This is a genomic window from Pseudomonas phoenicis (assembly GCF_047302395.1).
In the GTDB taxonomy this organism is placed as follows: domain Bacteria; phylum Pseudomonadota; class Gammaproteobacteria; order Pseudomonadales; family Pseudomonadaceae; genus Aquipseudomonas.
Genome location: NZ_CP154852.1, coordinates 352,285 through 378,724, shown reverse-complemented (window position 1 = coordinate 378,724; position 26,440 = coordinate 352,285). Strand labels below are relative to the sequence as shown.

The following is a 26,440-nucleotide window of genomic DNA, read 5'->3' as shown; positions in this document are numbered from 1 at the left end:
CGGTGGCTGCTCTGGGCTGCGGTGGTTTGTGGTAGCTGCAGCGGGCTGTAATCGATTGCGGTGGGTTCCAGTGGGTCGCGCGGCGGCCACGATCCAGGTGGTGCGTTGATGCCAGGTGATGGTGTTATGGCCGTTGGGCCGGCGTTGCCGGCCATCGCGGCTAAAGCCGCTCCTACACAACCCTGAGCTGCGCCCCGACCCCGGCTGCACTCCCGACCATGTCGCGATGGGCGGCGTACCCCTCCAGTAGCCATATCCCCGCTAACCGGGTACAGCGAAGCGAATGCGCTGACCCGGTTTGCTCGCTTCTCACAACCAGATCGGATTTATCCGACTTCCAAGAACGAAAAATCCGCTCTGATGTCCTTACCCCGGCATGCGCATTTATTCCATAGTCTGGTTGTGCAATCCTGTCGCATGATCTACGTCGAGCAGGATGCTGCGGTAGATGTATACTCCCCACCCACCGTTCACGCCGGCCTGCTTGGCCGCCCCTCGGGCTTGTCATCGGCATTTGAATGCCCTTTATCGTACTAACGGAGTTGGTTAATTCGCATGAAAGCAATCGTCACTGGGATCACTGGTCAAGACGGCGCCTATCTGGCAGAGCTGCTGTTGGAAAAGGGTTACACCGTCTACGGCACCTACCGCCGCACCAGCTCCGTCAACTTCTGGCGTATTGAAGAACTGGGCATCCAGAACAATCCCAACCTGCACCTGGTCGAGTACGACCTGACCGACCTGTCCGCCAGCATCCGCCTGTTGCAGACCACCGGCGCCACCGAGGTGTACAACCTGGCCGCGCAGAGCTTCGTCGGCGTGTCGTTCGAACAGCCGCTGACCACCGCCGAAATCACCGGCCTGGGCGCTGTGAACCTGCTCGAAGCCATCCGCATCGTCAATCCGAAGGTGCGCTTCTACCAAGCCTCCACCTCCGAGATGTTCGGCAAGGTCCAGGCCATTCCGCAGATCGAGAGCACGCCGTTCTACCCGCGCAGCCCTTATGGCGTCGCCAAGCTGTACGCGCACTGGATGACCATCAACTACCGCGAGTCGTACGGCATCTTCGCCACCAGCGGCATCCTCTTCAACCACGAGTCGCCGCTGCGTGGCCGTGAGTTCGTGACCCGCAAGATCACCGACACCGTCGCCAAGATCAAGCTGGGCCTGCAGGACACCCTGGAGCTGGGCAACCTCGACGCCAAGCGCGACTGGGGCTTCGCCAAAGAGTACGTGGAGGGTATGTGGCGCATGCTGCAAGCCGAAGAGCCGGACACCTTCGTCCTGGCCACCAACCGTACCGAAACCGTGCGCGACTTCGTCAGCATGGCCTTCAAGGCGGTCGACATCACCCTGAACTGGAAAGGCGAAGCCGAGGCCGAGCAGGGCATCTGCGCCGCTACCGGCAAAGTGCTGGTCTCGATCAATCCCAAGTTCTACCGCCCGACCGAAGTCGACCTGCTGATCGGCAACCCGGCCAAGGCCAAGGAAGTATTGGGCTGGGAGCCGAAGACCTCGCTCGAAGAGCTGTGCCGCATGATGGTCGAAGCCGACCTGCGCCGTAACGAGCAAGGGTTCTCGTTCTGATGACCCAGGCCAGCAAACGCGCACTGATCACCGGTATCCACGGTTTCACCGGCCGTTACATGGCCGCCGAGCTCGAGGCCCATGGCTACGAAGTCGTCGGCACGGGCAGTCAAGCCTCCAACGAGCCGGGTTACGTTCAGGCCGACCTCACCGATGCGGTGGGTCTGCGTGCATTGCTGGCCGACCTGCAGCCGGATGTCGTCGTGCATCTGGCTGCGCTCGCCTTCGTCGGCCATGGCGTGGCCGATGCGTTCTATCAGGTCAACCTGATCGGCACGCGCAACCTCCTCGAGGCCATCGCCGCCTGTGGCAAACGCCCGGACTGCGTGCTGCTCGCCAGCAGCGCCAACGTCTACGGCAACGCCTCCGACGGCATGCTGAGCGAGGCCACGCCGCCGGCGCCGGCGAACGACTACGCGGTAAGCAAGCTGGGCATGGAATACATGGCCCGCCTGTGGCAAGACCGCCTGCCCATCGTCATCACCCGGCCTTTCAATTATTCGGGAGTCGGGCAGGGCGAGAATTTCCTGTTGTCCAAGATCGTGTCGCACTTCCGCCGTCGGGCGTCGGTGATCGAATTGGGCAACCTCGATGTATGGCGTGATTTCAGCGACGTGCGTGCGGTGGTTGCGGCCTACCGTCGTTTGCTGGAAGTGGCGCCCATTGGCCAGACGGTCAATGTCAGTTCCGGCGTGGCGCATTCGCTGCGCGACGTCATCGCACTGTGCGAGCAGATTACGGGGCATTGTATCGACGTCACCGTCAATCCTGCGTTCGTGCGGGCCAACGAGGTCAAGACGCTGACGGGTGACAACGCCCGGCTGCGTAATCTGGTGCCGGGATGGTCGACGCCGCCTTTGCGGGACACCTTGGCCTGGATGCTGGATGCGGTGTAATGAAAATAGTCCTCTCCGTTGACCCGGTCCGTTTTCCGCTGACGGGTATAGGTCGTTACACCTACGAGCTGGCGCAGCGCCTCGCCACCAGCCCGGACATCACCGACCTGCGATACATGGCGAGTCACCGCTTTCTACCAAGCCTTCCCAGTCCGAGCGATGTATCCGGGAAAGCGCACTGGCTCAGGCGTGTCGCGCAGAAGCTGCCGATGGCCATCGAAACCTACAGGCACTTGATGCCCTTGCTCAAAAGCCGGGCACTTCGAGAGCATTCGGACTTTCTGTACCACAGCCCGAACTACTACCTGCCGCGTTTCGAGGGGCGGCGAGTCGCGACCTTTCACGACTTGTCACCTTTCACCTGGTCGCAGTGCCATACGCCTGAGATAGGCCGCTTCCTGCGCAAGGAGCTCACGCACACGGTGCAACGCGCCGACCGCTTGATCACCGATTCGGAGTTCACTCGCCAAGAGCTGGCAACCTATTTCAATTGGCCACTGGAACGCATCGATGCCGTGCCGTTGGCCAGTTCCGCAGAGTTCCACCCGCGTGACGAGGCTGAGTTGGCGCCTGTGCTGGCGCGCCACGGTCTGCAACCGGGAAGCTATAGCCTTTTCGTCGGCACCATCGAGCCGCGCAAGAACATCGACACGTTGCTCGACGCCTATGTGCGCCTGCCGTTGCCCCTGCGCAGGCGTTTCCCTCTGGTACTGACGGGCTATCACGGTTGGCAGAGCGAGGCGATCCACCAGCGGCTGGAGTCCGCAGGTCGTGAAGGATGGGCGCGCTATCTGGGCTTCGTGCCTGGCCACGAGCTGCCGCTGCTGTTCGCTGGCGCTCGGCTGTTCACGTTCCCAAGCCTGTACGAAGGGTTCGGTTTGCCCGTGTTGGAAGCCATGAGCTCGGGTGTGCCGGTGGTCTGCTCCACGACCTCGTCGTTGCCCGAAGTGGCTGGGGAAGCGGCATTGATGTGCGAGGCCCTCGACGTGGACGCCCTGACCGCACTGATCGCCAAAGGCCTGGAAGACCAGACCTGGCGCCACGCTGCCATAGATGCCGGTTTAACCCGTGCGGCCCGCTTCTCCTGGGAGCGCTGTGCGCTTGGCACGCTCGAAACCTATCGACGCACCATGGCTCAGTCATGACCAAGGTCCTGCATTTTTTCAAGACGTATTACCCAGAGACCATGGGTGGCGTCGAACAAGTCATTTTCCAGCTGGCCGAAGGCAGCGTGGCGCGCGGCCTGGACGCTGAAGTCCTGTCGCTGAGCAAGCGTGGCGCGGTGCGAGGCGAACCCGTGGGGCACCACATCGCCCACCGCTCGCGCCTCGACCTGCATGTGGCGTCCACCGGTTTTTCGCGCTCGGCGTTCAAGGATTTCGCCGAGCTGGCGCGTGAGGCCGACATCGTCCACTACCACTACCCCTGGCCCTACATGGACCTGGTGCACTTCGCCAGCCGCTTGAAAAAGCCGACGGTGGTCAGCTACCACTCCGACATCGTCAAGCAGAAGACCCTGCTCAAGCTCTATCGGCCGCTGATGAACCGCTTCCTCGGCAGCGTCGACCGTATCGTGGTGTCTTCGCCGAACTACGCGCAAAGCAGCGAGGTGCTGCAGCGCTTCAAGAGCAAAGTCGACATCATTCCCTTCGGGCTCGAACAATCGACATACCCGCAGGTCGACGAGGCCAAACGTGCGTACTGGCGCGAGCGGGTCGGGGCACGGTTCTTCCTGTTCGTGGGTGCCCTGCGCTACTACAAGAGCATCGATTGCCTGATCGAAGCGGCCAAACTGGCGAACCTGCCAGTGGTCATCGTCGGGCAGGGGCATCTCGAGCAGAAGCTGCGCGCCCAGGCGCAGGCCACGGGCGCCACCAGCGTCCAGTTCGTCGGCGGGCTGGACGACGAAGACAAAGTGGCGCTGTTGCAAATGTGCGAAGGCTTCGTCTTTCCGTCCCATCTGCGCTCCGAATCTTTCGGCATCTCGCTGCTGGAGGCCGCCATGTATGGCAAGCCGATGATCTCGTGCGAGATCGGTAGCGGCACCACGTTCATCAACCTGCACGGCCAGACCGGGCTGGTGACCCCACCGCGAAACCCTGGCGAGCTGGCCCGCGCCATGCTCGAACTGTGGAACGACCCGGTGCGTGCGGCCGAAATGGGGCGCCAGGCGCGGCAGCGCTATGAATCGGTGTTTTCGGCCGAACAGATGATCGACAGCTACGTAAGCTTGTACCGGCAACTGCTCGACGGTCGTCCATGAGCGACGCAGCACCGACCTCAGGTGCCATCCTCGTCACCGGCGCCAATGGCTTCGTCGGGCATGCGCTGGTCGAGCATTTGCTCGCATCACAGCCGCGCCCGGTCATTGCTGCCGTCAGACGAATGGATACGGCGTTGCCCTCGCAAGTGTCCAAGCGCACGGCGCCTGCCCTGGGCCCAAGCGCTGACTGGTCACCCGCCTTGCAAGGCATCGACTGCGTAGTCCACGCCGCAGCACGTGTGCACGTCATGCAGGACACCGCAGCCGATCCGCTCGAAGCCTTCCGCCAGATCAACACCGCCGGCACCTTGGCGCTGGCCCGCCAGGCCGCCCAGGCTGGCGTCCGGCGCTTCGTCTTCGTCAGCTCGATCAAGGTCAACGGCGAGCACACGCTGCCCGGCCAGCCATTCAGCGCCGATCAGACGCCTCATCCCATCGATCCCTATGGCATCTCCAAACAGGAGGCCGAGCAAGGATTGCTGCGCTTGGCCCGGGAGACCGCCATGCAAGTGGTCATCGTCCGCCCGGTGCTGGTGTATGGCCCGGGTGTGGGGGCGAACGTGGCGAGCATGATGCGCTGGCTGGCCCGCGGTGTGCCCTTGCCACTGGGTGCCGTCGACAATCGGCGCAGCCTGGTGAGCCTGGCGAACCTGGTGGATTTCGTGGCGCTGTGCGTGACGCATCCCCAGGCCGCCAATCAAGTCTTTCTGGTCAGTGACGGGGAAGACCTGTCCACCACCGATCTGCTGCGGCGGATGTCGCGCGCTCTGGGGCGGCGCCCTCTGTTGCTGCCGGTTCCGGCTGCATGCTTGGCGTTGGCGGCGCGACTGCTGGGCAAAGCCGGTGTCGCCCAGCGCTTGTTGGGCTCGTTGCAGGTCGATATCGAAAAGAACGCGCAGCGACTGGGCTGGCAGCCCGCCGTTGCGGTCGATGTGGCGTTGCAGGCCACCGCCCGTCATTTCCTGGAGCATCGACGTCGATGACTTTCGCCTGGCTGCTGGTCGCGGTGGCGATCGTTTCGTTTTTGCTGACGGCGGTGATCCGCCGCTATGCCCTGGCGCGCAGCCTGATGGACATCCCCAACGCGCGCAGCTCGCACACGGTACCCACGCCCCGCGGCGGCGGTGTGGCGATCGTGCTGACCTTCCTGCCGGCGCTGCTGGTGCTGTGGCAACAGGGCTGGGTGACGGGTTCGCAAGTGTTGGCCTTGGGCGGCGCCGGGCTGCTGGTCGCCATCGTCGGGTTCGTCGACGACCACGGCCACATCCCGGCCCGTTGGCGCTTGCTGGGGCATTTTGCGGCGGCGCTTGGGCTGCTGATCGGCCTGGGCGGTGCGCCGATGCTCACGGTGGCAGGAATTCCAGTACACTCGGCATGGCTATTGATGCCCCTGCTGGCGGTCTATCTGGTCTGGCTGTTGAACCTGTACAACTTCATGGACGGTATCGACGGCATCGCCGGCATCGAGGCCTTGTCCGTGTGCGCTGCCATGTGTGTGGTCTACGTCCTGGGCGGGCACGTGCAGGCGATGGCCGCACCCTTGTTGCTGGCCGCTGCGGTGTCGGGGTTTCTGGTATGGAATTTCCCGCCGGCGAAAATCTTCATGGGCGATGCGGGCAGTGGGTTTCTCGGTCTGATCCTAGGCGGCCTGTCGCTGCAAGGCGCCTGGTTGGACGGTCGATACTTCTGGGCGTGGGTGATCGTGCTCGGGGTGTTCGTCGTCGACGCCACGGTCACGCTGTTGCGCCGGCTGATCGCGGGCGAGAAGGTCTACGAGGCCCATCGCAGCCATGCGTATCAACACGCGGCCCGGCGTGCCGGTCGACACCTGCCCGTAACGCTTTGCACGGCGGCGGTGACCCTGGGCTGGCTGCTGCCGATGGCCCTGTGCGTGACCTGGCTCGGCCTCGACGGCGCGCTGGGTACGCTGATCGCCTACGTGCCGCTGGTCGTATTGGCACTGAAATTCCGCGCGGGGCGAGCAGAGTAGAGGCACGTTTTGCGTCGTACACGTACGAGCCCTGCGGACATTGACAACCATACGCATGCGCTGACCACGGCCAGGCATGCGACAGCGGAGAAAAGCGCGCCTGCGGGCCGGTACCTATGGACAAGTTGCGCAATTACCTCGTCAATCTGCCACGTCGCAAGAAACGCCTGATCCAGGTGACGACCGACGTCTTCCTGGTCTGGCTCGCCCTCTGGCTGGCCTTCGTCGTGCGCTTGGGCATGGACGAGATGTACAACCCGTTGCTCGGCCACCCCTGGTTGTTCGTTGCCGCGCCCATCGTCTCGATCCCGTTGTTCATCCGATTCGGGATGTACCGGGCGGTGATGCGTTACTTCGGCAACGATGCATTGCTGGCCATCGTCAAGGCCGTCAGCCTGGCCTCTTTGCTGTTGACGCTCGTGGTGTTCTGGTACAGCGCGCCGCCGCAAGTCGTGCCCCGCTCGATCATCTTCAACTACTGGTGGCTGAGCCTGGTGATCGTCGGCGGTCTGCGCCTCGCCATGCGCCAGTACTTCATGGGCGACTGGTTCACCACTGCGCAGCATGTGCCTTTCGCCACGCGCGATGACGGCTTGCCGAAGGTCGCCGTCTACGGCGCCGGGACGGCCGGCAACCAGCTGGTCGCAGCGTTGCGCATGGGTAAAGTGATGCGGCCGGTCGCCTTCATCGACGACGATCCCGGCATCGCCGATCGGATGATCGCCGGCTTGCCGGTCTACAAGCCCGAGCGCATCCAGCGCATGATCGACGCTACCGGCGCCGAGGAAATCCTCCTGGCCCTGCCGTCCATCTCGCGCAGCCGCCGCCGCGAAATCCTCGGCAACCTCGAACGCTACGCGCTGCACGTGCGCAGCGTGCCCGGCATCATGGACCTCGCCAGCGGGCGGGTGAAGGTCGACGACATTCAGGAGGTGGACATCGCCGACCTGCTGGGGCGCGATGCCGTCCCGGCGCAACACGACCTGCTGGAGCGCTGCATCGCCGATCAGTCGGTGTTGGTCACCGGTGCCGGTGGCTCGATCGGCTCCGAGCTGTGCCGGCAGATCATCGATTTGCGGCCCAAGGTCCTGATCCTGTTCGACCATGCCGAATTCAACCTCTACAGCATCGCCGCCGAGCTCGAAGCGCATATCGCCCGTGCGCACCTGAGGGTCCGACTGGTCCCTATCCTGGGCTCGGTGCGCAACCAGGCGCTGACGCTGGACATCATGAAGACCTGGAAAGTGGACACGGTCTATCACGCGGCAGCCTACAAACACGTGCCGATCGTCGAGCACAACGTCGCCGAGGGCGTGCTCAACAACGTCATGGGCACGCTCTGCACCGCCCAGGCCGCGTTGCAGGCCGGTGTGGCGAGCTTCGTGCTCATTTCCACCGACAAGGCCGTGCGCCCGACCAACGTGATGGGCAGCAGCAAGCGTCTGGCCGAAATGACGCTGCAGGCGTTGAGCCGCGAACCGGCGCCGGTGTTGCTGGGCGATGCCGACAACGTGGCGCGGGTCAACAAGACCCGCTTCACCATGGTCCGCTTCGGCAACGTGCTGGGCTCGTCCGGCTCGGTGATTCCGTTGTTCCACAAGCAGATCAAGGAAGGTGGGCCGTTGTCGGTCACCCACCCGAAGATCACGCGGTATTTCATGACCATCTCCGAAGCGGCGCAGCTGGTGATCCAGGCGGGGTCGATGGGGCAGGGCGGCGATGTCTTCGTGCTGGACATGGGCAAGCCGGTGAAGATCGTCGAGCTGGCGGAGAAGATGATCCACCTTTCGGGCTTCAGCGTGCGCTCGGAGCGCAACCCCATGGGCGACATCGCCATCGAGTTCACAGGCTTGCGTCCAGGCGAGAAGCTCTACGAAGAGTTGCTGATCGGCGACAACGTCGAGCCCACGCAACACCCGATGATCATGTCGGCGAGCGAAGACTGCCTCACCTGGGCCGTGCTCAAAGGGCAACTGAACGAGTTGCTGACCGCCTTGGAGGGCAACAACTGTCCGCGTGTGCGCAAGCTGCTGCGCGAACTGGTCTGCGGGTATGTGCCGCAAGGTGAGATCGTCGACTGGATCTACCAGCAGCAGCGCCAGGATTCCTGAGCGCATGTGCACGGCCGTCAGGCTGCACATGTGCAGTGCGGCGCTGAGTGGCGCGTTGGATGGTGCGATGAGACAACCTGTCGCCTTGACGGTTCCCTTTAATTTGTTTGTGCTGATGTTTCCGTTACAATAGCGAAACGTTTCAGCCGGCAGGGTTGCCTGATCCTCCGGCCGAACGTTGCTGTTTCTCTGGCTGCTGACTCCAATGATCAATAACAAGCGCGCGCTGAAGGACAGACACATCACAGGTCAGGCACCCGCCGTCCTTACGTGCTAACGATTGGAATTGATCAATGTTCAAACATGCTGGCAAGGCCCTGCTGGGTCTGGCTGTCGCCGCGGGCTTCATGCACGCGCAGGCTGCAGAAACCAAGAAAGTAGACGTGCTGCTGGTCGGCGGCGGGATCATGAGCTCCACCCTGGCGGTCTGGCTCACTGAGCTCGAGCCCTCCTGGTCGATGGAAATGGTCGAGCGCCTCGACGGCGTCGCCGAAGAAAGCTCCAACGGTTGGAACAACGCCGGTACCGGCCACTCCGCGCTGGCCGAGCTGAACTACACCCCCGAAGACAAAGACGGCAAGATCAACATCAGCAAGGCGATCGAGATCAACGAAGCCTTCCAGATCTCCCGTCAGTTCTGGTCGTGGCAGGTCCGTCAGGGCGTGCTGAATGACCCGCACTCGTTCATCAACACCACGCCGCACATGAGCTTCGTGTGGGGCGACGACAACATCAAGTTCCTCAAGAAGCGCTACGAGGCCTTGCAGGCGAGCCCGCTGTTCCGTCCGATGCAGTACTCCGAGGACCACGCGCAGATCGCCAAGTGGGTCCCGCTGATGATGGAAGGCCGTGACCCGAACCAGAAACTGGCGGTCACCTGGACGCCGATCGGCACCGACGTCAACTTCGGCGAGATCACCCGCCAGTTCGTCAAGCACCTGCAAACCCGCGACAACTTCGACCTGAAGCTGTCCAGCGAAGTGCAGGACATCACCCGTAACGACGACGGCTCCTGGCACGTCGCGTACAAGAACCTCAAGGATGGCAGCGAGACCGCGACAGACGCCAAGTTCCTGTTCATCGGCGCAGGCGGTGGCGCCCTCAAGCTGCTGCAGAAATCCGGCATCGAAGAGGCCAAGGAATACGCAGGCTTCCCGGTCGGCGGTTCGTTCCTGGTCACCGAGAACCCGACGGTCGCCATGCAGCACATGGCCAAGGCCTACGGCATCGCCTCGACCGGTGCGCCGCCCATGTCGGTGCCGCACCTGGACACCCGCGTGCTCGACGGCAAGCGCGTAATTCTGTTCGGGCCATTCGCCACCTTCTCGACCAAGTTCCTCAAGAACGGCTCGTACCTCGACCTGCTCAAGAGCACCACGCTGCACAACATGTGGCCGATGACCAAAGTCGGTGTCGACCAGTACCCGCTGGTGGAATACCTCGCCGGTCAGCTGATGCTCTCGGACGACGACCGCTTCGCCGCCCTGCAGACATACTTCCCGCACGCCAAGAAAGAAGACTGGCGCCTGTGGCAGGCCGGTCAGCGCGTGCAGATCATCAAGCGTGACGCCGAACACGGTGGCGTGTTGAAACTGGGCACCGAAGTGGTGGCGTCGAAAGACCGCACCCTGGCCGGCCTGCTGGGTGCTTCGCCAGGCGCCTCGACCGCTGCGCCGATCATGCTCAACGTGCTCGAAACCATCTTCAAGGAGAAGGTCGCGACGCCTGAGTGGCAAGCCAAGCTGCACGAGATCGTGCCGAGCTACGGCACCAAACTCAACGATTCGGCCGCCGCCGTACAGAAAGAGTGGAACTACACCGCCGACGTCCTGCAACTGGCCAAGCCGCCGGTAATCGACGCCAGCGTGGGTGAAACCGCCACTGCCGCCGCCCCGACCAAGCCGGTGGAAAGCAACCCGTCGGCCGACATGGCGCTGTAAAGCCCTGTGTCGCTGCCGCTCGGGCGGTAGGGGTTGAATCAAAAAACCACGGGTCGCCAGGTTGGCGGTCCGTGGTTTTTTTGTGCTTGCGCGTTAACGGTTGAGCTTTTCCAGAGCAGCGTCGGCCAGAAAAGAGGAGCGACTTTTGATGTTGTGCAGATGGACGTAGCGATCTATCTGTTGGATCACAGTGCCCGGCAGGGTGACATTGACCTTCTCGGTCTTGCCCAGGTAAGGGCTGATATCGATATCCAACATGCCCCAGCCCATGCCGGCCAGATCGTTGTTATGGCGGTGTTGCGCGGCACTGCTTGGTAAAGGAATTGGCTGGCCCTCTGTCGCAAGGGCTTCAAGCATGATGTGCGCAACCTCCAGGGCCGCTGCGTAAGCCTGCTCGAAGTCGTCTCCCGCTGTGACCGCACCCGGGATATCTGGGATTTGGATGCCAACGGCGGTGTGTTCGTCGCCCCATTCGATGCAGATAGGGTATTGCATGGTAATGCCCTCCGGGGCCGCAAGTTCTCGATGTTTCATGCCAGTCCAGCCCTCGTCCTAATGCTCTTGAGCGTTCCGATTGGCAGATCCTTTTTAGGATGCGGAACGGGAATCGTATTTGGATTGGTAGGGTGCTTGAACACATGGTGGCTGCCAGTGATGCGTTGAAGCACCCAGCCAGCAGCCTCGAGTTCTTTTATAAGCAATCTGCTAGACACCTGCCGCCTCCTATTCAATGAAAGGCGGAATGTACCTCTAGGGGCATGATTTTATCAGCTGGCATCTTTTCTGGAAGTGTCAGACAGAATTTGCTCCTGGGCTTTACTGCCGCCAGATCAACGCCGACGTATCGAACCCTTGCTCACGCGCCACCTTCAGCAGCTCGTCCCGCGTAGCCTGGCTGACCTCCGGCGTACGCGACAACAGCCACAGGTAATCCCGGTCCGGATGCCCGACCACGGCCACCTTGTACTCGGGGTCGTGATAGATCACCCAATAGTGGCCCTTGGTCAGGCCCGGCGCCAAGCGGCTGAACCAGTTGTCGAAGCGCACCCACAGCTTGTCGGTGCGGCCCGCCACCTGCGGTTCGGCGATGCCCTGGACTTCGTTGACCTCGCCGCTCTTCTCGCGGCAGCGGTTGAGCACATCGATGCGGCCGTCGTCGCGCAGGCCGTAGTGGGCCTCTGACTGCACGCATTTGCGCTGGAAGAACATCGGCAGCCGGGCCAGTTCGTACCACGTGCCCTGATAGCGTTCGAGGTCGACCTGCATGGTGCTTGGCGGTGGGGTGGAGCGCTTGGCGCTGTTGCTGCAGGCAACGAGGGCGAGGGCGATACAGCCAAGGGTGAGCAGTGCGCGGGTTTTCATGAGTCCTCCCAGGGAAAGGAAAGCCGCCGGCGAAGGACTCACGCGGCGGCGTCTGGAAGTTTGGATAGCACGCGCCGCGAAAAGTTGAATGCGGCGGTGGCCGAGGCGTCAGGGCAGATCGACGCTGCGATAGAAGGCCGTCAGCACCTTGACCAGGTGCGCCAGGTCATGGCTGCCGCACAGCTCGCGGATCGAGTGCATGGCGAAGGTCGGCAGGCCGATGTCGACGGTGCGCACGCCCAGATGGCTGGCGGTGATCGGGCCGATGGTCGAGCCGCAGCCCATGTCGCTGCGCACCACGAAGCTCTGCACCGGCACTTCCTCGGCCATGCACAGGTGGCGGAAGAAGCCCGCCGTCTCGCTGTTGGTGGCGTAGCGCTGATTGCTGTTGACCTTGATCACGGGGCCGGCGTTGAGTTTCGGGCCGTGGTTGCCGTCGTGCCTGTCGGCGTAGTTGGGGTGCACGCCGTGGGCGTTATCGGCCGAGATCATCAGCGAGCGCTGGATGGCGCGTACGTACTCGTCCTGGCCCGGCAGCAGGCGTTGCAGGGTCTGTTCGAGCATCGGGCCGTCGGCGCCGCAGGCCGAGGACGAGCCGATCTCTTCGTGGTCGGTGCACACCAGCACGCAGGTCTGTTCGCTGTCGGCAGTGAGCAGCGCTTGCAGGCCGGCGTAGCACGACAGCAGGTTGTCGAGCCGGGCACCGGCGATGAAGTCGCCGTTCAGACCGATCAGGGCGGCGTCCTGGGTGTCGTAGAAGCTCAGCTCGTAGTCGAGCACCACATCGGCGATCAGCTCGTGCTCGCGGGCCAGTTGCTCGGTGAGCAAGGCGCGGAAATCGATGCGCTCGTTGCCGGCCACCTGGGCCAGGATCGGCGGCAGCTCGTTCTGCGGGTTGATGGCCCAGCCTTCGTTGGCACCGCGGTTGAGGTGGATGGCCAGGTTGGGAATGATGGCGATCGGCAGGGTGAAGTCGATCAACTGGCTTTCGACCTTGCCGTCGCGGCGGAAAGTCACCCGCCCGGCCAGCGACAGGTCGCGGTCGAACCAGGGCGCCAGCAGCGCGCCGCCGTAGACTTCCACGCCCAGTTGCAGGAAACCCTGACGTTGCAGCTCGGGCTGCGGTTTGACCCGCAGGCAGGGGCTGTCGGTGTGCGCGCCGACCATGCGGATGCCGCCCTGCACGGGCGACTGGCGGCCCAGGCTGATGGCGATCAGGGACGAATCATTGCGGGTGACGTAGTAGCGCCCGCCGGGCACCGTGGCCCAGCTGTCGCGTTCGTCGAGGCGTTGGTAACCCGCCGCCTCCAGGCGCTGGGCCAGGCTCGCGGTCGCGTGGAAAGGGGTAGGGGAGGCCTTGAGGAAATCGATCAGGCCGGCATTGAGGGCGTCGCGCATAGGTCACTCCAGACAGCAGAGGCGCGAGTTTAACGCAGTTTGTCGCAGCGCGATCAGGCCCCGAAGAGTTTCTGCGCCTGGGCGAAGCATTGCTCGGCGATCGCCGAGCGCGGCGCGCTGCGGCGCAACAGCAGGCCTACCTGACTACGGATGCTGGCGTCTTCCAGCGGCAGGATCTGCAAATGCTCGCCCAGCGCTTGCAGGCCGAAATCCAGTGGCATGACGGCGCAGCACAAGCCGCAGCCCACGGCCTGCACCAACTGGAAAGTGGAGTCGCTTTCCAGTACCGCGCGTGGCTCCAGGCCGCGGCTGCGCAGGCTCAGGTCCAGCGATTGGCGGTAGTGCATGGCCTTGCTCGGCAGGCCCAGGGGCAAGCCGGCCAGGTCTTCCCAGTGCAACGGCCCGTTGAGCGGGAAATGGCGGGTATCGTGCAGCAGGCCCATGGTCGTGACGCCCAGTTCGATCGCTTCGAAATAGCGGGTGTCCACCTGGTCCAGATAACAGATGCCCAGGTCCAGCTGATTGCGGCTCAGGCCGTCGATGATCTGCTCGGAACTCAGCGACGACAGTTGGAACTGCAAGCCGGGGTGCGACTGGCGCAGCGGCAGCAGCAAAGCCATGGGGTTGAAGCTGGCGAGGGGCACCGTACCCAGACGCAGGCTGCCCACCACCTGACCGCGGCAGCTGGCGGCCTCGGCGTTCAGGCCGTCGTGGGCGGCCATCAGCGTGCGCGCCCAGGCCAGGATGCGTTCGCCGGCTTCGGTGAAGCCCTCGAAGCGCTGGCCGCGCTCGACCAGGGTCAGCTCCAGTTCGTCTTCGAGGTTGCGCAGACGCATGGACAAGGTCGGCTGGGTGACATGGCACAACGCCGCCGCCTGGCCGAAATGCCGGGTCTGGTCGAGGGCGATGAGGAACTTGAGCTGCTTGATGTCCATGGGGAAGCCTGCGCGTGCATAGGCGCTCGACCTTAACCAAGTCTGGTGTGTCTCGCTATCGATTAATAGAGCGGATCGATCGGGCGCAAGCGTGGGCCTTGAGGCGATGTGGTCAGTTGAGCGATTGGGGCCGCTGCGCGGCCCATCGCGGCTAAAGCCGCTCCTACAGGATATGCGTTCCCTGTAGGAGCGGCTTTAGCCGCGATGGCCGGCGAGGCCGGCCCAACGGCCTCTACCTAATACCTACAGGATGCACACGGCACCTAAGTCAAGGCCTGAGTGCAGCACCAAATAGCGCTATTTCGGCTCAGCCAACGGGTACAGGGCCATGTGACAGGTTCGCTAATCTAGAAAGCGCCCCAATCAACCACCCGTCATATTCATGAACCGCACGATCTGCACCTCGCCACCCACTTCGAAGTGATGGCGGTAGGGCTTGAGCTGCACCGCTTCCCGAATGGCCTTTTCCAGACGCTCGCCGTCGCCCGGATGCGCGCGCAACACCTGTTTCAGGTCCAGCGAATGCTCGTTGCCCAGGCACAGCAGCAGACGGCCCTCGACGGTCAGCCGCACGCGGTTGCAGGTGGCGCAGAAGTTGTGGCTATGCGGGGAAATGAACCCTACCCGGGTGTGCGGCGCTTCGGCCAGGCGCCAGTAGCGTGCCGGGCCCTGGGAGGTCTCGGCCGATTCGACCAGGGTGAAATGCGCGGCCAGACGCTCGCGCACCTCATCGCTGGAGCAGAACGATTCGGCCCGCGCATGCTCGTCGATCACGCCCAATGGCATTTCTTCGATGAAGGAAATGTCCAGCTCACGCTCGATGGCGAAACGCACCAGGTCGACGATCTCATGGTCGTTGCGGCCCTTGAGCACCACGGCGTTGAGTTTGGTGCGGCGAAAACCCGCCGCGCGCGCGGCATCGATGCCGGCGATCACCTGAGCCAGGTCGCCGGTACGGGTGAGCTGGCGGAAACGCTCTGCGTCGAGGCTGTCGAGGCTGATGTTGAGGCGGGTGACGCCCGCGTCGAACAGAGGCTGCGCCAGGCGGCCCAATTGCGAGCCGTTGCTGGTCAGGCACAGTTCGCGCAGGCCCGGCAGCGCACCGATGCGTTGGCACAAACCGACGATGCCCTGACGCACCAGCGGCTCGCCGCCGGTCAGGCGAATCTTGCGCGTGCCCAGGGCGACGAAACGTTCGGCGATCTGATACAGCTCTTCCAGGCTGAGGATCTGCTGGCGCGGCAGGAACTGCATCTCTTCGGCCATGCAGTACACACAGCGAAAATCGCAGCGGTCGGTCACAGACATCCGCAGGTAGTCGATCTTGCGATTGAAGCTGTCGATCAGCGCTGGCTCGTTCACGTCTGTGCCTGGAGAGAGGGAAAGGGCGATATCTCGATACCGCGTCGAAGTCCACGCTATAGCCTGCGCCAGGCACCCGTCAAATCGCTTTTTCCGACCATTCGATCAACCCCGTCTATCGCGCCATTCGGGCGTATGCCTCAGCGATGGACGGGGAACGCCGTGGTGTATTTCATCTGTTCCATGGCGAAACTCGACGTCACGTTAGAGAGCCCTTCGGTGCAATTGATCAGTTTTTTGTAGAAGCGGTCGTACGCGCCGATGTCGGCCACCACCACACGCAGCAGGTAGTCCCAATCCCCGGCCATGCGGTAGCACTCCATCACCTCTTCGAAGGCGGTGACCTGGGCACCGAAACGTTCGAGCCAGACGCTGTCGTGGCACTGGGTCTTGAGCTGGACGAACACCGTCAGCCCCAACCCGAGCCGCTCCGGGTCGAGCAACGCCACGCGGCCACGGATGTAGCCTTCTTCCTCCAGACGCTTGACGCGCTTCCAGCACGGCGTGGTGGACAGGTTGACGGCCTCGGCCAGGTCTTTCAGGGACAGCGAAGCGTCGCGTTGGAGCAGGGTGAGGATGTGCTGGTCGAAGCTGTCCATAGGGGCGGTCCATGTCGGGGCGCAGCGGGCGATGAAAACGTCAAGACTACGGCATCGGCGGCCAATTGCACGCCTTACCGCATGGCGCTGGCAGGTCCCCGGGGTTGTGCCATAGTGACGCTCTTTCCCTGTCCGTGGACCCGACCATGTCCGACAAGCCTCAGCGTTTCGCCACCCGTACCCTGCATGCCGGCGAGCAGCACCGCGTCGCCGACAATGCCATCTTTCCGCCCATCGTCACGGCCAGCACCTTCACCAAGCGCAGCCTCGACGACGCCCCGCAATACGCCTACAGCCGCGTCGCCAACCCCACTCGCGACGCCTACGAAACGGCGGTCGCGGCGCTGGAGGACGGGGTGGGTGCGGTGGCCTGCGCCTCGGGGGTGAACGCCACCGCCACGGTGCTGGAACTGCTGCCCAAAGATGCCCACGTCATCGTCATGAACGGGGTCTACGGCGGCACCTTCCGCATCCTCGAAGACTTTCGCAGCCACACCTCGGGGTTGACCACCAGCTACGTCGACCTCAACGACCTGGCCGCCGTCGAGGCTGCGATCAGGCCCAACACGCAGTTGATCTGGATCGAGTCGCCGACCAACCCGCTGCTGCACCTGGTCGATATAAAGGCCCTGTGCGATCTGGCCAAGGCGCGGGGCATCCTGACCTGCATCGACAACACCTTCTGCTCGCCGTGGAACCAGCGCCCGCTGAACCTCGGCGTGGACCTGGTGATGCATTCGGCGAGCAAGTACATCGGCGGTCACTCCGACCTGACCGGCGGCATCGTCGTGGCCGGCAGCGACGTGCTGCTCAAGCGCCTGCGGCGCATCAGCATGGCGATCGGCGCTATCCAGGGGCCGTTCGACTGCTACCTGGCCCTGCGCGGGCTTAAAACGCTCGACGTGCGCATGGAGCGGCAGTGCGCCAACGCCTTGCAGGTGGCGCGTTTCCTCGAAAGCCACCCGTTGATCGAGCAGGTGTACTACCCAGGCCTCGAGAGCCATCCGCAATACGCCCTGTGCCAGCGCCAGATGCGCAGCGGCGGGGCGGTGGTGGCGATGAAGGTCAGGGGCGACCGCGCAGCGCTCAACCGTCTGGTGGAGACCCTGCAACTGTTCGTCCTGGCCGATTCGCTGGGCGGGGTGGAAAGCATGCTCAACCATTCCTGGAGCATGTCGCATTGCTCGCTCAGCGCCGAGCAGAAGGGCGTGATGGGCATCAGCGAGAACCTGCTGCGGTTGTCGGTGGGGGTCGAGGACCACCGGGATCTGATCGAGGACCTGCAGGCGGCGCTGGAGGCCTACGCCCACGTGTAGGTTCGTGGGGGCCAATTCTGTAGATGCTCTGTTGGCAGTCAAGCCATTACTGAGAGCCTTTGAGTGAGTGCGCACTGCTGCCGGTAAGTGTCGCTAGCATTAGGCCGGCTATGCCGGCCATCGCGGCTGAAGCCGCTCCCACAGGTCAGTGAGCTACTTGATGAATACACCCCTGTAGGAGCGGCCGGTTCGGCGCTCCGATCAGCCGCGATGGACCGCAAAGCGGTCCCAGCCCAGGCGCCGGTTTGATCCCGATGGGCCCGGCTCACAACCTTCAGGCCTGCGCAGCAGGCCCAATGGCCACCATCGATTGGGTCAGGTATCTAGCGATGCCTGGAGTACGACGCCGACGTCACCCTTCGCGGCTGATCGAAGCGTCGAAGCGTCGAATAGGCTGCCGCAATAGGCAAGCCGAAACCCATTCGAACCGCCCTCAATGCGCGGGCGGATGCACGATGCGTTCGATCTGGTCCTTGATCAGCAGACGCTCCTTGCGCAGACGGTTGATCGCCTCGTCGCTGGTGCCGTTGCGCTCGGCCACCAGCACTTGCTTGTCCGTGGCGTTGTAGTCCTTGTGCAGCTTATGCAGGGCAGGGTCCTGATCGATCAGTGCCTGGAAGGCATCGGCGGTCAGGTGCAGGTCGGCGAGCAGATCGTGCGGAACGGGCATTTCTTCACCTCTGTCTGGGGGTGCGGAGGGTTGAGTTTCTGAGGATAGCCCTTGTGAGCGGGGTGTGCGACCGTGGCCAGACGCCACTGGCCTGGTGAATGGCGGTACATGCATAGCCCCTCGGTCCGGGGCGGGTTTCACCCACGGCGCCCGTGGCGTATATACTGCGCGCCAATGTTTGCAGCAGAGCCTTCGTGGAGAGCCTCGTGGCCATAGAAATACACTGGATCCGTGACGACCAGACCCTGGCCGAGCACTGCCGGCACTGGCACGAATTGCCCTTCGTGGCCGTCGACACCGAATTCATGCGGGTCGACACCTTCTACCCCAAGGCTGGCCTGATTCAGATCGGTGACGGCCAACGCGCCTTTCTCATCGATCCCTTGCTGATCCGCGACTGGGCGCCGCTGGGCGAGCTGCTCGAAGACGGCGCCGTGGTCAAGGTGCTGCATGCGTGCAGCGAAGACCTCGAAGTGTTGTTGCGCCTGACCGGCAAACTGCCGCAGCCGCTGTTCGACACGCAGTTGGCCGCCGGCTACCTGAACATCGGCTTCTCCATGGGCTATTCGCGCCTGGTGCAGGACGTGCTGGGCCTCGACCTGCCCAAGGGCGAGACCCGCTCCGACTGGTTGCAGCGGCCATTGTCCGACACACAGGTCAGCTACGCCGCCGAAGACGCCGTGCACCTGGCCGAGCTGTTCGCCGCGCTGCGCCCGCGGCTGTCGGACGACAAGTACGCTTGGGTCCTGGAAGACGGCGCCGAACTGGTGGCGCAAATGCGCCGCGAGGTGTCGCCGCAAACGCTGTACCGCGACGTCAAGCTGGCCTGGAAGCTGTCCTGCCAGCAGTTGGCGGTGCTGCGCGAACTGTGCGCCTGGCGCGAGCGCGAAGCCCGTGCCCGCGACGTGCCGCGCAGTCGCATCCTGCGCGAGCAGTCGCTGTGGCCCATGGCCAAGACCCAGCCGACGTCCCTGACCGCCCTGGCCAAGATCGACGACATCCACCCGCGCACCTTGCGCCAAGACGGCGAAACGCTGCTGGCGCTGCTCAAGCAGGCCGCCAGCCTGCCGCCCGAGCAATGGCCGCCCGCGCAACCCGAACCCTTGCCCATCGAAGCCTCCGGCGTGCTCAAGCGCCTGCGTGCCATCGGCCAGGCCGAAGGCGAGCGGCTGGGCATCGCGCCCGAGCTGATGCTGCGCAAGAAAACCCTGGAAGCGCTGCTCAAGAGCGGCTACCCCAACGGTCCCTATCAATTGCCCGAGTCGCTGCGCGGTTGGCGCCGCGAGCGTATGGGCCAAGCCCTGCTCGACGACTTGGCGAGCAGCGGAGAACCGGCATGAAACGCATCTGCTCGATCTACAAGAGCCCACGCAAGAACGAGATGTACCTTTACGTGCTCAAGGCCGACGGTCTGGAGCGCGTGCCAGAAGGGCTGCTGCCGGTCTTCGGCACCCCGGTGCATGCTTTCGACCTGGTGTTGACGCCCGAGCGCACGCTGGCCCGCGAAGACATCGCCAAAGTGCTGGAAAACCTGGAACAGCAGGGCTACCACCTGCAAATGCCGCCCGCCGAAGACGAATACATCGAGCACTTGCCCGAAGAGCTGCTGCGCCGCAACGATCCGGTTTGACCGCGCTCGCGATGGGGCGCGGTGCTGACCGGGTTCGGCGATACGCCTTGGGCGAGGCGGTGGTAGGCGAGCCCTTGCGCTGCCGACCTGGCAGCCCCGGCCTGCGACCGCTCGCATGCGCGCCTACGCGTTCTCACCTTCCCGATACAAATGCCGGGCATTTCTCCACATCAAGGACCTCTGCGCCATGCAGGTATTGATCGCCGAGCAGGATCACGCCTTCTACACCCGTCTATTGACCGAGCAGGCACCCCACTTGCAGCTTTTGGCCAGCGACGATGTGGCCGAGTTGCGCGGCATGGCCCGCGAAACGTCGGTCTGGCTGGGCGAGCCCGACCTGTTGGCCGACCTGCTGCGCCAGGGGCACTTGCCGCATTGGCTGCAATCCACCTGGGCAGGCATCACGCCTCTGCTCGCGGCCGATCTGCCGCGCAACTATCGGCTCACCCGCGCCGTGGGCATCTTCGGCCAGGTCATGGCCGAGTACATGCTCACCTACCTGCTCAACCACGAACGACAGGTGCAGTCGCGCCTGTGCAGCCAGGCCGAGCGGCACTGGGATACGCGCCCGGGCAGCAGCCTGGCGGGGCGCGAAGTGCTGATCGTCGGCTGTGGCGAAATCGGCCAGCGCGTCGCCGAGTACCTGGCCAGCTTCGCCATGCACGTGCGCGGCGTGGCCAGCACGGCGCGCCGACAGGCGCCATTCCTGGAGGTCGCCGGCCTGGAGGCGCTGGCGCACCTGGTGGCGCAGGCCGACTACGTGATCAACCTGTTGCCCGACACCCCGGCCACCCACGACCTCTACGATGCCGCGCTGCTGCGCCGCTTCAAGCCCAGCGCGTTGTTGCTCAACGCCGGGCGCGGCGTGGCGGTGGTCGATGACGATCTGGTGCAGGCTTTGCAGCAAGGCCATCTGGCCGGCGCGGTGATCGACGTGTGCCGCGAGGAGCCGTTGCCTGCTGCGCATCCGTTCTGGACCGCGCCGCGGCTGACGCTGACCGGCCACAGCTCGGCGCCGACCTCGCCGGCGGCGATGGTCGGGCTGTTCCTCGAGAATCTGGAGGGCTACCGGGCGGGGCAGCCGCTGCGTGGCGTAGTGGACTTCCAGCGCGGCTACTGATCGCCCGGCCCTTGGCTGGTCGGGTTACAGCGTGAAGTCGCCGTCTGCGGCCAGGGCGCTCAGCGGCAGGCGCGGGCTAGGCACTTCGCGGGCTTGCAGTTGCTCGGGCAGGCTCGCCTTGTCGCCTTGCTTGCCAATGGCGACGAAAGCGTGGATGTCGTAACCCTCGGGAATGTTCAGCGCTTCACGGGTGCGGTCCCGATCGAAGCCGGCCATGCCGTGGGTGTGCCAGCCGCTGAGGCTCGCCTGCAAAGCCAGATGCGCCCAGGCGGCACCGGTGTCGAAGGTGTGCCACAGCGCGGGCCCTTCTTCGCTGGCGCCAGGGGCGGTGAAGGTGGTCTTGGACAGGATGACGACCAAGGCCGAGGCGTGCTGCGCCCAACTACGGTTGAACGGCACCAGCAGATCCAGGAAACGTTCCCAGTTCGGCGTGTCGCGGCGGGCATAGAGGAAGCGCCAAGGCTGCGAGTTGTAGGCCGAGGGCGCCCAGCGCGCGGCTTCGAGAAAGCTCAGCAGCGTCTCTTCGGTGATCGGTTGCGGGTCAAAGGCGCGTGGCGACCAGCGCTGGGTGAATTGCTCGTCGATGGGGTAATCGGCGCTGCGGGGGGTGTCGGTCATGATGGGTCCTTTGAGCGGGTTCGCACCTGGAAAGAGCGGTCTGGGTAAACGTTTGCACGCTAGCGCCTGGCAGCGCCGCTGACAAGCGGTCTGGCAATGCGCCGGGCCGCGCTCTAGACTGGCGCCGCCGCGCTCGGCGGCCTGGAACCACTGCGGGAATTTCTGAGCCATGAACGCTGAAAGCGCGCCCTTCTGGCGGCGCAAGACCCTCGAACAATTGAGCCCCGGCGAATGGGAGTCGCTGTGCGACGGCTGCGGCCTGTGCTGTTTGCAAAAGCTCGAAGACGAAGACGATGGCGGCATCTACTACACGCGCATCGCCTGCAAACTGCTCGACCTCGACACTTGCCAGTGCAGCGACTATCCCGGCCGCTTCAAGGCCGTGCCCGATTGCATCCAGCTCACGCCGGGCAAGGCCGACCAGTTCAAATGGCTGCCGAGCACTTGCGGCTATCGCCTGGTCAGCGAAGGCCAGGACCTGCCCGCCTGGCACCCGTTGGTGTGCGGCGATCGCAGCCAAGTGCACGAGCAGCGCATTTCCCAGGCCGGGCGCATGCTCAGCGAGCAGGCGGTGGACGAAGACGACTGGGAAGACCATTTGATCTTTCGCGCCGGCTGAGCGGTCCGCGACCGGCACGAACATCATCAGGTTTCCAAACCAGGCACATCCCCAGCGAACAGGCGGTGATCGAAGACGATTGGGAAGACCGTTCGATCTCTGATACCGGCTGAGCAACCAACGGCCGGCATAGGTTGCATGAAGCATTGCTCGGGAACTCGCGATTTGCGCCGATCCGTTGCTTGCAGTGTCTCATCCTCACGAAGCCCTTTTCGTACACCGTCCAAGGAATGCCCGCATGGTTGCTCGTTTGCTGCTGTCGTCGTTGATCCTGTTGAGCCCCTGCGCCTTTGCCAAGAAGGTCGACCTCGACTACCACGTGCGCTTGCTGCCGCACACCGGCCAAGCCGAAGTCCAAGTGCGCCTTGTCGAAGGCAGCGCCGTGCGCAGCCTGGACTTCGATCTTGGGCAGAACGACGCCTACAGCGACTTCAAGGCCGACGGCCAGTGGTCGCGCCAGGGCGCGCGCGGCGTCTGGCATCCTGCGCCCGGCAAGAGCCGACTCGACTACCGCGTGCGTTTGACCCAGCCCGGACAAAGCCGTGTCACCCCGCACTGGGCGGTGTTTCGCGGCGAGCAGCTGGTGCCGCCGGCGCGCCTCGATCAGCAGGACGGTACCGAGCTGGTGGCACGCTTGAGCGTAGTCCTGCCGCAAGGCTGGAAGAGCATCGAGACCGCCTGGCCGCGTATCGGCAAGCAGAAGTTTCGGATCGACGATGTATCGCGGCTGTTCGACCGCCCCACGGGATGGATGCTGGCAGGCAATCTCGGCAGCCGCCGCACGCGCCTGGGCGAAACCGAGGTCACCGTCGCCGCGCCGCAGGGGCAGGGCATGCGCCGCATGGATACCCTGACCCTGCTGACCTTCGTCTGGCCGCACCTGCAAGCGGTGTTCCCGCGCACGCCCGGCAAGTTGCTGGTGGTCGGCGCCCGCGACGGACTGGAGCGGGGCGCGCAGAGCGGTCATCAATCGATCTTTCTGCACAGCGATCAAGCGCTGATCAACGACAGCGGCACCAGTCCTTTGCTGCGCGAGTTGGTGCAGGTGTTCGCGCAGGTGCACGGCCGCGAACACAGCGATTGGCTGGGCAGGAGCCTGACCGAGTATTACGCCAGCGAGCTGCTGCGCCGCGCGGGAGGCTTGAGCGACGACCGCGACCGTGCGTTGCACGCACGTCGGCAAAGGCAGGCCGAGGGGGTGGGCACGCTGCGCACTGCGCAGGCGTCACCTGCACAGATCGCCCGCGGGGTGCTGCTGTTGCAGGCGCTGGATACGGAGATCCGCATTCACACGCAGAACAAGCGCTCGCTCGATGATGTGACGCGTGCGCTGATGCGTTTGCCTGGTGTGCGTACGGAAGACTTCGTGCAGTTGAGCGAGCGCGTGTTGGGGAAGGAATCGGAAGTGTTGAGAACGAAATTGCTGCGTCTGTGAAGCGGCTTCGGTGCATCGAGCAGCGGCGGTGGCGGCAAAGCCGCACCTTTGCCTGCGCGCGCATCAACATGAAAGCGGCGGTGTTCGGTGTGGGGCCGCTCTGCGGCCCATCGCGGCTGAAGCCGCTTGTGTCTTCAAAGCAGCTAAATTCGAAGGTGAGAGGAGTGAGCGGCAGCTGTACCGCCGGGGTGCCCTGGAGCACGTGTAGGAGCCAAGCTGTCGCCCACTCTTCTCACTCTGGCCTTAAGCTCGAACAGTTGACTGAGTCCGACCTCGAACAACAAGCGGGAGCTAAGCCAGAGTGATCTCTCACTTCTGAGCCTAGAGAATTTATTCATGTCTGCCTATGCCGGAATCGATGTTTCTAAAGCGACGTTGCAGATTGCCCTGCATCCCCAAGCCGATGATCTCTCTGTAGCCAACACGCCTGAAGGGCTGGCGAGCGCCATGGATTACTTCAAAGCGCACGACGTCCATCGCGTGCTTGTGGAAGCCACAGGCGGTTATGAGAAGTTGGCGGTGAGGTTGCTGGCGGGTGCTGGCTTCAAAGTTCAGCGCGTCAATCCTGTACGTGCCCGCTCGTATGCGCTTTCAATGAACAAGCGCGCCAAGACTGACAAAATCGATGCTCGTATCCTGGCACGGTTCGCTGCCAACCTTGACGAAGAGCCCTGCTGCCAGCCCGACGCAGACCGCGAGGAGTTGACCCAGCTGGTCAATCAGCGCGAAAGCCTGGTCCAGCAACGCGACGACAATCGACGCCGGATCAAACAGGCCGACTCGGCGTTCGTGCAGCAGACCTACAAGACGCTTGAGGTGCAGCTGCAGATGCTGATCAAGTCCTGCAATAAACAGATCGCTCAGCAGACGCAAAAGATAAATGCTCAACTGCTGGAGCAATTGAAAGTGATCAAAGGGATAGGTCCCGTCACGATTGCCAGCCTGTTCTGTTACTTGCCCGAATTAGGCGATCTGAACCGCAAACAGGTAGGTGCCTTGGTCGGAGTTGCGCCTTACAACAACGACAGTGGCACCAAGAGTGGTAAGCGCAGCATTTACGGCGGCAGGGCGAAATTACGACGGGCAGCGTACATGAGCGTACTGGTGATGGTGCGCCATAACCCGGACTTCAAAGCGCGCTATGAACGACTGTGTAACCGTGGCAAAGCAAAGAAGGTAGCGTTGGTGGCGTGCATGAGAGTCTTGTTGGTGAGGCTCAACGCAATGGTCAGGGATGGTACGCCGTGGCGAGATCAGCCTGTGTGACGGCGCCTGTTCAGGGCGTTTTCAAGATGAAAACGCCTGGAACATGACCGCTGATCGGTGGCAGGTGAAAGACAGTTGGCTCCTACAGAAGGGGGGGGGGTGGAGCGGTTGAAGCTGCATCTGTGGAGGACGGCGTGTAGGAGCGGCTTCAGCCGCGATGGGCCGCAGAGCGGCCCTAGTCCTGCAAGCTCATCACCCACCGGCATGACGCAGTGGCCCGTATGCCGTACGCCTGCCTCACGCAGAAACAAATCGGGGCGCCTATCGCGCCCCTGATCGCCTGCCGCTGTCGCTTAGCCCGTAATCGGGTCTTTGCCCGTCACGCTCACGCCGCGGGTAGCAGCATCGGCGCTGGCCTTGAGCTTCGCCAGCTCGGCGCCGTCATGCTCCAGGCCCGAACGCAGGCGGTCGTATTCGGAGCGGTGCTCTTCGAAGAAGCTCTTGGCCGCACAATGGCCTTTGACGCCACGGGCCAAGGCCAGACCACCCACGGCCACATGGACCAGGCCAACGAAGCCGCCTTTGCTCAGGCCGCGGCCGATCATCACCACACCGCCTGCCAGCGAAGCGAAGCGCTCGATGCCTTTGACGTTCTTCTCGTTCGAATGGTTGTCGCTCATGGGGAATCTCCTGAACCTGAAAGGGGGTACAGAAGCTGACCGTAGCAGAGGCGCGAGCGTTCAGCCGATGTGCTGAGAAGTGCGCGCAAAGCGCTCGGGGCCTCGCTCGACGGTGCCCGAAGCCGGGTCTCGCCTCGGCTGATGCAGGCATGGCGAAAGCCGGAGTGCTGGAGGAGGCAGAAAAAGTGGATGAAGGCAGCGGCGCTCGGTCGTCGACGGGATCACCGACCGTGCGCCGCGCTGGAAAGATCACTTCTTGAGCAGATCGCCCAATGCCGCGAACGGGTTATGCGTCGCTTTGGCCGTCTTCGGCGAACTCAGCGAGCCTTCGCTGAAATACTGCTGGTCGGTGTAGCGCGAGTGTTCGTTGTCGTGGCAGTACAGGCACAACAGCTCCCAGTTCGAGCCGTCTTGCGGGTTGTTGTCGTGATTGTGGTCGCGGTGGTGCACGGTCAGCTCCGAGAGGCGCTTGCCGGCGAACTCGCGGGCGCAGCGGCCGCACACATGGGGGTACATCTTCAGGGCCTTGTCGCGGTAGCCCATTTCCTTGTCGCGCTTGGCGTCAGCGAGGATGCGGTCGAGCCGCGCGGTGGCGGCGGAGGTGGAGGTGGAGGTGGAGGCCGAGCTCATGGCGTTACCTTTGTATTCTGATCAGGCGAATGACGGTTGTATGGCGAAGTCTAGCCTGCGCAACGGCAGGTCG

At 63.7% G+C, this 26,440-nt stretch carries 26 protein-coding genes; 15 read left to right on the top strand and 11 right to left on the bottom strand.

Translation table 11 applies throughout. The features are described 5' to 3' along the window. The first annotated feature begins 555 nt into the window (after window positions 1-555). From gmd to mqo, 8 genes are all read left to right on the top strand, one after another. Window positions 556-1,587: a GDP-mannose 4,6-dehydratase gene (gene gmd / locus AA0Z93_RS01895; protein WP_413046640.1), complete on the top strand. Its 1,032-nt coding sequence runs from the start codon at window positions 556-558 to the stop codon at window positions 1,585-1,587. Continuing rightward, entirely contained in the window at window positions 1,587-2,483 is an 897-nt protein-coding gene (locus AA0Z93_RS01890; protein WP_413046641.1) for a GDP-mannose 4,6-dehydratase, read from the top strand. Before gmd ends, AA0Z93_RS01890 begins: the two co-directional genes overlap by 1 nt. Next, window positions 2,483-3,628 (top strand): glycosyltransferase family 4 protein, encoded by a 1,146-nt coding sequence (locus AA0Z93_RS01885; protein ID WP_413046642.1) that lies wholly within the window; start codon window positions 2,483-2,485, stop codon window positions 3,626-3,628. The genes AA0Z93_RS01890 and AA0Z93_RS01885 overlap by 1 nt, the downstream gene beginning before the upstream one ends. Next, window positions 3,625-4,746 (top strand): glycosyltransferase family 4 protein, encoded by a 1,122-nt coding sequence (locus tag AA0Z93_RS01880; protein ID WP_413046643.1) that lies wholly within the window; start codon window positions 3,625-3,627, stop codon window positions 4,744-4,746. The genes AA0Z93_RS01885 and AA0Z93_RS01880 overlap by 4 nt, the downstream gene beginning before the upstream one ends. Further along, window positions 4,743-5,729 carry an NAD-dependent epimerase/dehydratase family protein gene (locus AA0Z93_RS01875; RefSeq protein WP_413046644.1) on the top strand — a complete coding sequence of 329 codons (987 nt, stop codon included), beginning with the start codon at window positions 4,743-4,745 and terminating at the stop codon, window positions 5,727-5,729. Before AA0Z93_RS01880 ends, AA0Z93_RS01875 begins: the two co-directional genes overlap by 4 nt. Beyond that, window positions 5,726-6,736 (top strand): MraY family glycosyltransferase, encoded by a 1,011-nt coding sequence (locus AA0Z93_RS01870; protein WP_413046645.1) that lies wholly within the window; start codon window positions 5,726-5,728, stop codon window positions 6,734-6,736. The genes AA0Z93_RS01875 and AA0Z93_RS01870 overlap by 4 nt, the downstream gene beginning before the upstream one ends. A gap of 116 nt (window positions 6,737-6,852) precedes the next feature. After that, window positions 6,853-8,847 carry a polysaccharide biosynthesis protein gene (locus AA0Z93_RS01865; RefSeq protein ID WP_413046646.1) on the top strand — a complete coding sequence of 665 codons (1,995 nt, stop codon included), beginning with the start codon at window positions 6,853-6,855 and terminating at the stop codon, window positions 8,845-8,847. Window positions 8,848-9,140: 293 nt separating this feature from the next. Beyond that, a complete protein-coding gene (gene mqo / locus AA0Z93_RS01860; RefSeq protein WP_413046647.1) occupies window positions 9,141-10,787 on the top strand; it encodes a malate dehydrogenase (quinone) in 1,647 nt (548 codons plus the stop codon). Window positions 10,788-10,880: 93 nt separating this feature from the next. Here mqo and AA0Z93_RS01855 read toward each other — a convergent pair whose 3' ends face one another. The 7 genes from AA0Z93_RS01855 to AA0Z93_RS01825 all read right to left on the bottom strand — a co-directional run bounded on the left by AA0Z93_RS01855 (window position 10,881) and on the right by AA0Z93_RS01825 (window position 16,443). Then, on the bottom strand, window positions 10,881-11,282 hold the full coding sequence (locus AA0Z93_RS01855) for a type II toxin-antitoxin system HicB family antitoxin (protein ID WP_413046648.1): 402 nt from the start codon (window positions 11,280-11,282) through the stop codon (window positions 10,881-10,883). A 35-nt stretch (window positions 11,283-11,317) separates the two neighbouring features. Then, entirely contained in the window at window positions 11,318-11,500 is a 183-nt protein-coding gene (locus AA0Z93_RS01850) for a type II toxin-antitoxin system HicA family toxin (protein WP_314490214.1), read from the bottom strand. Window positions 11,501-11,603: 103 nt separating this feature from the next. Then, window positions 11,604-12,149, bottom strand: coding sequence for a lipocalin family protein (locus AA0Z93_RS01845; protein WP_413046649.1), 546 nt, complete (start codon window positions 12,147-12,149; stop codon window positions 11,604-11,606). A gap of 108 nt (window positions 12,150-12,257) precedes the next feature. Next, window positions 12,258-13,547 carry a M18 family aminopeptidase gene (locus AA0Z93_RS01840; RefSeq protein ID WP_413046650.1) on the bottom strand — a complete coding sequence of 430 codons (1,290 nt, stop codon included), beginning with the start codon at window positions 13,545-13,547 and terminating at the stop codon, window positions 12,258-12,260. A 53-nt stretch (window positions 13,548-13,600) separates the two neighbouring features. Next, the gene (locus tag AA0Z93_RS01835; protein WP_413046651.1) at window positions 13,601-14,482 is read right to left on the bottom strand and encodes a LysR family transcriptional regulator; all 882 of its coding nucleotides are present in this window, start codon (window positions 14,480-14,482) and stop codon (window positions 13,601-13,603) included. Between the two features lie 363 nt (window positions 14,483-14,845). Beyond that, entirely contained in the window at window positions 14,846-15,844 is a 999-nt protein-coding gene (moaA, locus tag AA0Z93_RS01830) for a GTP 3',8-cyclase MoaA (protein WP_413046652.1), read from the bottom strand. Between the two features lie 140 nt (window positions 15,845-15,984). Then, window positions 15,985-16,443, bottom strand: coding sequence for an Lrp/AsnC family transcriptional regulator (locus AA0Z93_RS01825; RefSeq protein WP_413046653.1), 459 nt, complete (start codon window positions 16,441-16,443; stop codon window positions 15,985-15,987). A 134-nt stretch (window positions 16,444-16,577) separates the two neighbouring features. On the opposite strand from AA0Z93_RS01825, the gene AA0Z93_RS01820 reads away from it, so the two are divergent. Next, window positions 16,578-17,759, top strand: a complete 1,182-nt coding sequence (locus AA0Z93_RS01820; protein WP_413048368.1) for a trans-sulfuration enzyme family protein — start codon at window positions 16,578-16,580, stop codon at window positions 17,757-17,759. Window positions 17,760-18,192: 433 nt separating this feature from the next. On the opposite strand, the gene AA0Z93_RS01815 is transcribed toward AA0Z93_RS01820, so the two are convergent. Then, window positions 18,193-18,429, bottom strand: coding sequence for a YdcH family protein (locus AA0Z93_RS01815; RefSeq protein ID WP_413046654.1), 237 nt, complete (start codon window positions 18,427-18,429; stop codon window positions 18,193-18,195). A gap of 206 nt (window positions 18,430-18,635) precedes the next feature. On the opposite strand from AA0Z93_RS01815, the gene rnd reads away from it, so the two are divergent. The 3 genes from rnd to AA0Z93_RS01800 all read left to right on the top strand — a co-directional run bounded on the left by rnd (window position 18,636) and on the right by AA0Z93_RS01800 (window position 21,179). Next, complete coding sequence (gene rnd, locus AA0Z93_RS01810) at window positions 18,636-19,769, top strand: ribonuclease D (RefSeq protein WP_413046655.1); 1,134 nt, start codon at window positions 18,636-18,638, stop codon at window positions 19,767-19,769. Further along, window positions 19,766-20,059: a YcgL domain-containing protein gene (locus AA0Z93_RS01805; RefSeq protein WP_413046656.1), complete on the top strand. Its 294-nt coding sequence runs from the start codon at window positions 19,766-19,768 to the stop codon at window positions 20,057-20,059. Before rnd ends, AA0Z93_RS01805 begins: the two co-directional genes overlap by 4 nt. 187 nt (window positions 20,060-20,246) lie before the next feature. Further along, complete coding sequence (locus AA0Z93_RS01800; protein WP_413046657.1) at window positions 20,247-21,179, top strand: D-2-hydroxyacid dehydrogenase; 933 nt, start codon at window positions 20,247-20,249, stop codon at window positions 21,177-21,179. A gap of 24 nt (window positions 21,180-21,203) precedes the next feature. Here AA0Z93_RS01800 and AA0Z93_RS01795 read toward each other — a convergent pair whose 3' ends face one another. Next, window positions 21,204-21,797, bottom strand: a complete 594-nt coding sequence (locus tag AA0Z93_RS01795; RefSeq protein ID WP_413046658.1) for a nitroreductase family protein — start codon at window positions 21,795-21,797, stop codon at window positions 21,204-21,206. A gap of 169 nt (window positions 21,798-21,966) precedes the next feature. On the opposite strand from AA0Z93_RS01795, the gene AA0Z93_RS01790 reads away from it, so the two are divergent. The 3 genes from AA0Z93_RS01790 to AA0Z93_RS01780 all read left to right on the top strand — a co-directional run bounded on the left by AA0Z93_RS01790 (window position 21,967) and on the right by AA0Z93_RS01780 (window position 25,117). Continuing rightward, window positions 21,967-22,416, top strand: a complete 450-nt coding sequence (locus AA0Z93_RS01790; protein WP_413046659.1) for a YcgN family cysteine cluster protein — start codon at window positions 21,967-21,969, stop codon at window positions 22,414-22,416. A 238-nt stretch (window positions 22,417-22,654) separates the two neighbouring features. Next, window positions 22,655-23,851, top strand: coding sequence for a hypothetical protein (locus tag AA0Z93_RS01785; RefSeq protein WP_413046660.1), 1,197 nt, complete (start codon window positions 22,655-22,657; stop codon window positions 23,849-23,851). A 336-nt stretch (window positions 23,852-24,187) separates the two neighbouring features. After that, a complete protein-coding gene (locus AA0Z93_RS01780; RefSeq protein ID WP_413045967.1) occupies window positions 24,188-25,117 on the top strand; it encodes an IS110 family transposase in 930 nt (309 codons plus the stop codon). Between the two features lie 293 nt (window positions 25,118-25,410). On the opposite strand, the gene AA0Z93_RS01775 is transcribed toward AA0Z93_RS01780, so the two are convergent. Both AA0Z93_RS01775 and AA0Z93_RS01770 read right to left on the bottom strand, forming a co-directional pair. Continuing rightward, window positions 25,411-25,737, bottom strand: a complete 327-nt coding sequence (locus AA0Z93_RS01775; RefSeq protein ID WP_413046661.1) for a DUF2892 domain-containing protein — start codon at window positions 25,735-25,737, stop codon at window positions 25,411-25,413. Between the two features lie 249 nt (window positions 25,738-25,986). Continuing rightward, on the bottom strand, window positions 25,987-26,367 hold the full coding sequence (locus tag AA0Z93_RS01770; RefSeq protein WP_413046662.1) for a YajD family HNH nuclease: 381 nt from the start codon (window positions 26,365-26,367) through the stop codon (window positions 25,987-25,989). Window positions 26,368-26,440 lie beyond the last annotated feature (73 nt).